This is a genomic window from Pontibacter sp. 13R65, from assembly GCF_047525655.1.
Lineage (GTDB): Bacteria > Bacteroidota > Bacteroidia > Cytophagales > Hymenobacteraceae > Pontibacter.
In genome coordinates this window covers 346579-356711 of record NZ_JBLIQL010000003.1, presented here as the reverse complement: position 1 = coordinate 356711, position 10133 = coordinate 346579, and the positions used below count along the sequence as shown (strand labels likewise).

At 46.4% G+C, this 10133-nt stretch carries 7 protein-coding genes; 5 read left to right on the top strand and 2 right to left on the bottom strand.

What is annotated here, in order from left to right; genetic code table 11:
• Positions 1-831: 831 nt before the first annotated feature.
• A complete protein-coding gene (locus tag ACMA1I_RS05870) occupies positions 832-1224 on the bottom strand; it encodes a hypothetical protein (RefSeq protein ID WP_337067362.1) in 393 nt (130 codons plus the stop codon).
• A gap of 762 nt (positions 1225-1986) precedes the next feature.
• Here ACMA1I_RS05870 and ACMA1I_RS05865 point away from each other — a divergent pair.
• Together ACMA1I_RS05865 and ACMA1I_RS05860 are read left to right on the top strand one after the other, a co-directional pair.
• Positions 1987-2418: a hypothetical protein gene (locus ACMA1I_RS05865; RefSeq protein ID WP_337067361.1), complete on the top strand. Its 432-nt coding sequence runs from the start codon at positions 1987-1989 to the stop codon at positions 2416-2418.
• A gap of 311 nt (positions 2419-2729) precedes the next feature.
• Positions 2730-3623 (top strand): lytic transglycosylase domain-containing protein, encoded by an 894-nt coding sequence (locus ACMA1I_RS05860; RefSeq protein WP_337067360.1) that lies wholly within the window; start codon positions 2730-2732, stop codon positions 3621-3623.
• Positions 3624-3695: 72 nt separating this feature from the next.
• Here the strand turns inward: ACMA1I_RS05860 and ACMA1I_RS05855 are convergent, their stop codons facing one another.
• On the bottom strand, positions 3696-5003 hold the full coding sequence (locus tag ACMA1I_RS05855) for a pectinesterase family protein (RefSeq protein ID WP_337067359.1): 1308 nt from the start codon (positions 5001-5003) through the stop codon (positions 3696-3698).
• 147 nt (positions 5004-5150) lie between these two features.
• On the opposite strand from ACMA1I_RS05855, the gene ACMA1I_RS05850 reads away from it, so the two are divergent.
• The 3 genes from ACMA1I_RS05850 (at position 5151) to ACMA1I_RS05840 (ending at position 10078) form a co-directional block, all read left to right on the top strand.
• The gene (locus tag ACMA1I_RS05850) at positions 5151-5939 is read left to right on the top strand and encodes a PhzF family phenazine biosynthesis protein (protein WP_337067358.1); all 789 of its coding nucleotides are present in this window, start codon (positions 5151-5153) and stop codon (positions 5937-5939) included.
• 299 nt (positions 5940-6238) lie between these two features.
• Entirely contained in the window at positions 6239-8080 is a 1842-nt protein-coding gene (locus ACMA1I_RS05845; RefSeq protein ID WP_337067357.1) for a DUF1080 domain-containing protein, read from the top strand.
• 18 nt (positions 8081-8098) lie between these two features.
• Positions 8099-10078 (top strand): c-type cytochrome, encoded by a 1980-nt coding sequence (locus ACMA1I_RS05840; RefSeq protein WP_414703869.1) that lies wholly within the window; start codon positions 8099-8101, stop codon positions 10076-10078.
• Positions 10079-10133: the final 55 nt, after the last annotated feature.

The window sequence follows — 10133 nt, the reverse complement described above, 5'->3', positions numbered from 1 at the left end:
CAAAAGCCACTGTCCCCATAATAAAGAAATGATGCTGACGGACATAACAGTTTTTTGGCTGTTGTGAAGTGTCATAATTAAGAAGCTTCCCCTTTACAGCTGTCACAAAAAGAGCGATTTGCCCCTTATGCTGAGAAGCTGCAGTTTGAGCTTCTTGAAGGCAAGACAATGGACACAGACCATGTCACTATCACTGACAACATGCTAAACCAGGCAAAGGAGAAGTTGAAGAACATCACCGGACAGAATGAAGCTTCAGCACCCCCTTCTACATCTCCCGTCACTTGATGCGGGATGTAGACATTAGCATGCCATTCTTTCGCATGCTTGGTAGCACTTTCAAGTTTAGATAAGTTATTTGCAAATAGATAGCGGTTTATAAGCCACGATAGAGCTCAATTTATATCTCATACTATTACACAATTTTGGGTGAAACCCAGCTGCCCTTATTCATATCATAATATCCACGTTTCCTGGAACACCACCAACATGGCTTGTTGCTCCACGTTGCTGCTGCTCAGCCCTACAGATTAGATAGCAATCCATGAAGGTAGAACACGAATTAATGGCTAAAAGCAGCCATGCTCTATAGCCAAGGCTATTGAAAAGAACCAAGTTCTACTTGTCTCCAACACCTAGCAACAGGTTCAGTAACGTCTAGCAGCAGGTCCGGCAACAAAAGCAGCAATGCGCAGCAACTGCTGCTTTTGAATATGTCGAGATTCCTTTGTTGGTGGAATTTCATTGATTTAGGTAAGGGATTTTAATTTGAATACCCGTACAAACTCGCCAGTTATAGATATTGTTTGAGTATTTTAAAGCGAGCTTGTGTTATTCGATGCTTATCAACCACCCAATTGCTTCCTCCTTACTAGTGAAAGCCTGCATTTGGAATGGAGGTTCTTGGGTTTCCTGTATGTGTTTTACATTATCATTTGCCCTTGTTTCGACAGAAGCAATAACTGACTGAATACGGGCCAGCTTCTTTAGTCGCGTTTTCATTAGCCCCGCTGCCAGGTAGTTTGCAATTTCTCTGCCTTGTTCCGCATCAACTGTGGATACAGTCCTTGTTCCGTCCAAGACAAGGAGCTTTATATCATAATTCTTAATATTGCCTACCAGCAAATCAATGCTGTGCTTTATTTCAGGTAGCAGGTAATCGTGAAGGTCAGGGTATTCTACCACAGCTATATCAGTAGCAGGGTTATAATCAAGCTTAATCACACTGTTTTGAAAAAGTACCATACATTTTGTTACTAATGTACAGCAAAAGTAGTAAATGAAAACCACAGTATTAATAAACTGTAAATATCTAGGCAGGGACTTGTAAATCATGAATTAAATCGGAAGATTTTGTTAAAAGTTAAATAATCAACAAAAAACAGAAGCAATCCGCAACTTACTTTTAATGAAGTTAGAAGAGGAATTAAAAAAGGGCATCCTGGTTTTGCACCTCTACCAGGAAAGCAGGAGTAAAGGCTTAAGGCCTTCATTTTGGTTTTTGCTTTAACATAACAGAAGTTATAGGAGAAACCCGCCCCAGAGGCTGGAATCGAGGGGTAAGCTTTTTGTACTTTGGCGGGAGCAGAAATTGGAGGGAAATTCTTTCAATTGCGTTGCCGATAGCCTGTAAATTTGGTATTGTTCGATTCTGTTTATCTCACATTGTATATTAAAACCTTGCTTCTCTATGATCTTGGAATACACGCGACACGTTGGGAGTAGCAAAATATTAAGCATGGAAAAACTGTGTCCTTTGAATCTTATGAATGTGAATAGAGAGTTTAGATAAATACTGTTTTAAACTCTCCTGTAAAATCAGAAAAAACAGTAAAGAAGTAATGGCTTGGCCTAACTACCCTAATGACAGATATACCTATAGTATTTAGGTATGATGGCATGGTTGGATAAAAATAGGTAAGTAACACTGCTCTACTAAATAATTGAAAAGAAGAAAATCACTCCCAAACGTATACTTTATTGCTTATGTATTTTATTCAAAAAGCTATTATAGCCACTGGATTTGTATCCCTCCCTTTTATAACGTTTGCTCAGGATTCAAGTGCTCTGCCTTATAATGAAAATCAAATAGAATTCGATCAGGAAATGAGTCCATCAGGTACCGCAACTGATAAGTATAAAGCTATTCATGATATTTCTGATAGTGTAAGAGGGATTCGTGGCGTCAATGGAATAGTCTATTGGGTTAGTGAGGATAAGGGTACATTATCGGCCTATGAAGGAGCGCGACTACTCTGGCGCACGGATGTGGCTGAAGCCTTTGAGTCAGATTTCCAACAGCCGCAAATTGAGAAGCTTGTTTTTGCCTCTAACGTGATTTTTGTACTCGTCAGTAAAAAAGGATTTGCTGAGATTAACCGAGAAACTGGTCAACTAGGGAGCAAACAAGTAGACTAAGGAGGTAAGGTAGCTTTGCCGCCGCATAACCCAGTCAGTTTCTCTTGATTAACATAATTTGGCTTATGAGCCAGGAGTGTATACTACGGCAAGAAAGCAATTAAAAAAGCGGCAGAATATTGGTGAAATTCACAATGTTTTTAGCTGCATCAAAAGCCCTCTGTTTGCTTTCATTCAATACTTTTATGCGCCTGCTGTTCGTTACTTTACAAAAGCCAGTTTTACCCAATTTGTCGCTTTATTCTTATTTACTCCCGGTTTTTAAAGTATATTTATAGCCTGACTTTTTTAACTTATATTTTAAAATATCTATGTTTACCCTCCGCTACTGGAAACCCGCCCTATTATGTGTTTGTCTGATGGGTACTGTAAACTTGTGTAGCCAAAAGGCCGCAGAGCCAGAATTTGTGTATAAGCAGTACCGTTCTTACCCTTTGCCAGCGCAAATGACTTTTGCCGGAGAGGAGGTGCCTTTGCAGGTGCCAGATGTAGCCGAGCGTCTGGATCGTGAATTACAATCTAATGCTTATTTCCACTCCAACACCATTCTGGCTCTAAAGCGCATCAGCCGTCACTTACCCGAAATAGAAGCTGCGCTACGGGAGCAAGGTTTGCCCGACGATATCAAGTATGTGGCCTTGGCCGAGAGTCTTTTGGGCAATGTGGTTTCGCCGGCCGGAGCGGCAGGTTTCTGGCAACTGATGCCAGAAACCTCGCGCGGCTATGGTATCATTATTAACGATGAAATAGACGAGCGTTACCATCTGGCAAAGGCTACTGTGGCGGCTGCAGCTTATTTTAAAACCGCAAAAGCAAAGTTTGGTAGCTGGACCAATGCGGCTGCCTCTTACAACCGTGGCATGGCTGGCTTACAGCGTGCTCTTACTTCTCAGCGGGTAACATCGTATTACGATCTGTACCTCAACGACGAAACAAGCCGTTACCTTTTCCGGATTCTGGCCCTGAAAGAAGTGCTGACTAATCCTGACCGGTATGGCTTCGATACGAGCCGCATTAAAGGCTATGCGCCTTTGCAAACCCGCACTATCACCGTTACAGAGTCCATTGCGGATCTGCCTCAGTTTGCGCTGGACAATGGCAGCAATTATAAAACCCTGCGCCTCTATAATCCCTGGATAAAAGATTACAAGCTTACCATTACCTCCGCAAGGCCGCGTTATGAGCTGCTTTTACCCGCTTCGTAAAGCAACACCATAGCCTCTATACATACTTACACTAGCACCTGTACAGGCCCTGGCATTTGTGCAGGTGCTTTTTTAGCGCTTTTTCCTGTTCGCTTTTTTGGTAACCGGCTTTAGTTGCAGGTCAGCCAGGCGTGGATGTGTGGTAGGCAGAGAAGCGAAGATGGTGCCACCTTCTACTGTTAAGGAGGCAGGAATATCGTTTGGGTTCAGCAATGCAAAGGTGAGGGTGTTGGTGCCGTTTACCTCTGTCCAGCGTAATTGCTGGCCCTTTTTCGTTTTTAATACAGGGTTTCCGCGCACTGTTACCGGCTCGGAAAAAACTACCTCTACTACCCGGTCGGGCGCAGCAATGCGGACTTCTGTTACCGTAGGAGCATCTGTTCGTTCCGGGTCCCACCGTCCGTCAAATGTCCAGGCGGCGGTTATTTCTTTTGGTGCAGGTGCTCCAGCGGCTTCCTGAAGGTTGTTGGCATGCCAAGGAGCGTCTCCGCCTTCACGGTGGCAGTCATGAAAGAATGCCCGGCGGCCCCATCGGAAATCATCTGTAGGCTTATCAGGAGCATTGGTATCCAGAATATCCTGGGTATTGGCGGAGAAGCGGCAGGAAATCAGGTAAAACTGCGAGTCCCGCGGATATCGGCCCAGGGCATAATTCTTGGCTCCATCAAAAAAAGAATCTTTGATGACCAGTTTTTTGCGCGGATCCTTTCCGCCATCGTGCCAGAGAGCAGCGCGCGTATCTACCTCATAAAAAGTAGAGTTGGTTACATAAGCCCAGCCCCGAGGGCACAGGTAATCTATATTGCCCTGAAAATGACAGTTAGCATGATAGTAAAGACCTCCTCCACGCGCCCAAAGTGCAACAGTGTCGTTTCCTTCAGCTATAAAATCGCAGTTTTGAGTAAGTGTAAGCGTGCCGCGCCCAAATAGAGCAAAGGTGTGGCGGCGGAAGGGGTAGGTGTTTTCAATAGTCAGGTTTTCGAGGATAATGCCATCTGCAAAAATATTTACCACGCCACGGCCAAGTGCGGCCGGCTCCTGTTCCGGGTGCCTTCTTGGGATGTCGTATTCGATTCGGGTTCCTTTGCGGCTCTCTCCGCGTAGTGTCACATTCGGCCGGTTGATAAGTATCTGTTCCGTATACACGCCATCGCGGATGAAGATGATAATCCGATCAGAATCTGTATTCTCCAGTGAAGCAAGCGCAGCTGTAATGTTACTAAAGTCACCGGTGCTATCCTGAGCAACTGTAATATCGGGTGGCAGTGCGGAAAAACTCTGAGCGAAAGAATTAGGGTGAAAGAAGATCAGCGACAGCAAGCTAAATAAAAAGAAACTGAGGGCATGCCTCTTAGTAGGAGTTGTAATGCTTATATTCATTTTAAATAAAGAAGTTTAGAATAGCCACTCACTCATTTTTACCACTAAAGATTTGTGAAGAAGCTGAAATTTTCAGCGCTTTTATTACATTCGTAGTAGGAGCAGAGGAATAGCTGCAGCCTGATTGCTAACATTTCGAATTAAACTATGAAAACAATTACACTCTACCAAATAGACGCTTTTACAGACAAAGTTTTTCATGGCAACCCTGCTGCTGTTTGTGTGCTGACCGAATGGTTAGGGGAGGATAAAATGCAGCAAATTGCGGCAGAAAATAATCTGGCAGAAACAGCCTTTGTAGTAAAGCAGGGAGAGGAGTATGGAATCAGGTGGTTTACGCCTGCTGTAGAAGTGGACCTCTGCGGCCATGCCACACTGGCTGCAGCCTTTGTACTGTTTCAGTTTTCAGGTCATTCAACCAATCACATTTCGTTCCAATCGCACCGGAGCGGGCTTTTAACGGTAGAGCGGCAGGGGGAAGCACTAACCCTGAATTTTCCTGCAGATGTTTACGAGCAGGTGGAGGTGCCTTCGACTTTGATAACCTCATTGGGCAAAGCTCCTGAAGCGGCTTATAAAGGAAAAACAGATTACCTCCTTATCTATCCATCAGAAGCAGATATAGTAGCCCTGGAACCTGATTTTAGAGTGATGGGCACAGTGGAGGCTCGTGGAGTTATTGTATCGGCTCCGGGCAAAGAGGTAGATTTTGTGTCACGGTTTTTCGGACCTCAGGTTGGTATCGACGAAGATCCTGTTACCGGCTCTGCCCATACAACCTTAACCCCTTATTGGAGCCATCGCCTTGGTAAAAAATCTTTAACAGCGAAGCAACTCTCAAAACGGCAGGGAGACCTTTTGTGTGAGTTTTTAGGAGAAAGAGTAAACATAACAGGCAAAGCAGTAGCGTACCTGAAAGGAGAAATTTTTATCTGAAAAAGGAAGCCTTAGGAGCAAGTCGTCTGTTTACGGTCTTCGGATGAACAACCTTATGCCAGGTTTAACCACACAGGTATCTTTTCGAAACATTTAGTACCCTTTCTTAACCAAAAGTCTTTTTACCTTTACCAGAGTATTGCAACATTGATTTGGTGAATGATGTGCCTGTAAGGGTGCATAGGGCGACTTCTGCCTTAGAAAACTAATTGCATAAATAACGAATATTAGTTCATAAAAAGAAGTGTGGGTGGAAAGTTATTCTACAACACACGGAAAGGCCATTAATAAATAGATACATGTTTAGACTGTTTTGCTTGTCTCCTGTAGTATGGCTGGCTGCCGCTGCTTGTTGGGTTTTACTGGCGATGCCCTTACCGGCGAAAAGCCAAGTGAAAGCCATACCCTTAACTGATTTGTCGTTTTTCAGAAATCCCGGGAAAAGCTGGCAAATAGCCGGCGATGTAAACGCAACACTATCCAGCCCGAACACTTTGCAGGTACGCAACGGAACAGGCATACTGGTAAATGTACCAACCAAGAAGAAGCCGGGCACAGACCTCCTTTCTGTGGCCGAGTACGGTGACCTGGACCTGGAATTAGAATACATGATGGCAGCTGGCTCCAACTCTGGCATTTACCTGCAGGGGCTGTATGAGGTACAGTTAGCAGACAGCTGGGGAGAAACGCAAAGTACAGCTGCCTCAAACGGAGGTATATACGAACGCTGGGATGAAAAACGGCCCAAAGGGCAGCAGGGCTATGAGGGGTATGCTGCCCGTCAGCAGGTGGGGCGCGCTCCGGGTCTATGGCAACATCTTAAAATATCGTTTCAGGCGCCACGCTTCGATGCCAGCGGTAAAAAGATGGAGAACGCGCGAATGCTGCGGGTGGAGCTGAACGGGGTTGTTATTCATGAGCAGGTGGAACTGTTCGGGCCAACGAGAGGGGCCCTCCAAGCCGAAGAAAAAGCAACAGGCCCGATCCGATTACAAGGCGACCACGGTGCGGTTGCCTTCCGGAATATTACCATAAACCATTTTGTACGGCCGCGCCCTGAACTGTCGAACCTGACCTACACCATTCACAAAGGTCGCTACGATGAGAAAGCCGACTATAGCCAGCTGCCCCCTGAAGCAGAGGGAGCTACCGGTACCCTTACGTCAAACCTGGAGTATAAATCGAACCAGTTTATGGTGCGCTTTAAGGGGACCTTACATATAAAGGCCTCAGGAGATTATAACTTTAGCACCCATACCCCAGGTGGCGCCGCTGCCCTGAGAGTAAACAACAAAGGGGTGATACCAATGCGGGAAAAAGGTGGCAAGGGGACTATTGCACTGCCACAAGGCGAACTGCCTGTTGAGCTGCTGTATACCAAGTACATGGATTGGGCAACTCCAGAGCTGGAGTTAAAAGTGGGCGGACCAGGTCTGCGGGAGTTTGTAATAAGCGATGCAGAAATAGGTCAGGCGAATAGTGCCGATCCTATTCTGGTGCTGGCAGAAGAAAAGCCGGTTTTACGGAGTTTTATGGATATACCAGGTAATACGCGTGTAACACATGCCGTATCAGTTGGCAGCCCCACGCAACTCCACTATACCTACGACCTCAACCATGGCACATTGGTGCAGCTATGGCGGGGAGGATTTATAGAGGCAACTCCCATGTGGCACGACCGGGGCGATGGCTCCTCCCGCCCCTTAGGATCTGTTCAGTATTTTGGCAAGCCAGCGCTGACGTTGGCAAGGCTCAACAACGAGCAGGCAACCTGGGTTGCCGATACTACCGGAAGTGGCTTTCGTCAGAAAGGATACAGGCTTAGCAAAAACGATCAGCCAACTTTTCTCTACCAGGCCTTCGGAGCTTCTGTTGAGGATGCCATACGGGTACTGGAGAAGGGGCTGGGGCTTCAGCGGGAGCTTACCCTACAGCATGCCGGCGCGGGCTTGTATGTGCGCCTGGCAGAGGGTATGAATATAGAAGAAGTAAGTAAAGGCCTGTACCTGATAGATGACAAATCCTATTATCTCCGGATAGAAGAAGCCGGAGGTGCAAAACCGATTGTACGCAACATGGCCGGCAAACAGGAACTACTCCTTCCTGTCCGGGAAAAACTTATCTATTCAATCTTGTTTTAAACTAAGCTGATGTCGCAAATGATGAGGAAGAACTTCTGTAAAACCGGAATTTGGCGCCTGTGCCTGAGTGCTGTACTGATGGCAGGTATCGGTTACCAGGCACAGGCGCAGGAGTCGCCGAAAGAAGAAGATTTTTACAAGATTATGAAAATAAGCGCCCCGGAAGGCACATTACTAGAAGTTGGCGGACTTGCTGTTCTTCCAAACGGCGATTTGGGCGTATCTACCAGAAGAGGCGATATTTTTATTGTAGAAAACCCGACCAGCGCGCGCCCTCACTTTCGCAAGTTTGCCTCTGGTTTGCACGAAGTGTTGGGGCTGGCCTACAAAGATGGTTCACTTTATTGCGCCCAGCGCGGAGAACTAACCAAACTAACTGATACTGACCACGACGGAAAAGCAGACTTGTTCGAAACCATATATGCGTGGCCACTTTCCGGTAATTACCATGAGTACAGCTTTGGACCCAAACTGGCACCAGACGGAGCTTTTTATGTGTCTACCAACCTTGGTTTTGGCAGTAACTGGTGGCATGCCATCAGTATGGTGCCCTGGCGGGGATGGTTGCTCAAGATAACAGAAGACGGTAAAATGGAGCCCTGGGCAACTGGCTTGCGTTCTCCCGCCGGCCTAGGCATGGTAGATGATGAATTGTTTTACGCTGAAAACCAGGGAGACTGGGTAGGCTCAGGAGGTATTTGGCATCTGCAAAAAGGCGCTTTTACAGCACATCCTGCTGGTTTACGGTGGAGCAGCCGCCCCGAGTCGCCTGTAAAACTCACCATTGAACAAATGCATGCTCAGGTAGACCCGCGCTTCGATACCGACGAAAACGGTGAATCTGTGAAGCCGGAAAACAGGCAGCAGGAAGATTTTAGAACAATGTTTGAGCTAAAGGAGGAATTTCCTGAAATGCGACTGCCTGCGGTGTGGCTTCCGCATGGCATTATGGGCATATCAAATTCTGAACTGATTAAAATTCCGGAAGGCTACTTTGGGCCTTTTGCGGGGCAAGTATTGATAGGGGACCAGGGGCAGAGCAAAATTATGCGGGTAATGCTGGAAAAGGTGAATAACGAGTACCAGGGAGCCGTCATCGATTTCAGGAGTGGCTTCCAGTCGGGGGTGTTGCGCATGGAGTGGGCCAAAGATCGTTCGTTGTTCGTTGGCGAAACAAACCGGGGCTGGGGGTCGGCTGGCGAGGCAAACGAGGGGCTGCAACGCCTTGTCTGGAACAAGCGAATTCCGTTTGAAATGCGCAATATAAAAGCGATGCCCGATGGGTTTGAAATAGAATTTACCTTGCCTGTAGATAAAAAGACAGCAGAAGACATTGCCTCTTATTCCGTGGAAAGCTTTATTTACAAATACCAGGCAGTGTATGGCAGCCCACCGGTTTATGAGCAGAAATGCACGATAAAAGGTGTAAAACTATCTGAAGATGGTATGAAAGTCCGGCTCCTGGTCGATAATTTACGGAAATCATTTATTCACACCATTAGCTTGGATGGCGTAAGAGCAAAAGAAAATTACTACTCTTTAGTTCACCCAACGGCTTATTACACGCTCAACAACATACCCGAGGGAGAGAAATTAGCGGTGAGTGAAGTAAGTACGCGTAATTCTGCCAAAGCTGCTCCTGCTAAGGCCTCAGCATCCAAAACAGCGGCCGCTTCTAAGGCAAAGACTCCGGCTCGGGCTAGTGCAAAATCATCAGCGCTGGCATCGGTTGCTCCTAAAAAGCCTACGTTTGATGAAATAAAGCCTTTGCTGGTTAAAAATACCTGCACTGCTTGTCATGCTGCCGACAAAAAGCAGGTGGGGCCTTCGTTTGCGGAGGTGGCCAAGCGCAAGTATACGCGCAAGCAAATTGTTGAACTCATCCGAAACCCGAAGCCAGAAAACTGGCCCACATACGCCACTCCCATGCCACCCATGCCCCAGGTGCCAACAGAAGAAGCTCTTAAAATTGCCGACTGGATTAATTCTCTTGAATAGCCGTATGATTAAGTTCGTAATTTTATTGGCCTTGGCAGCATCGTTCGAATCAGGT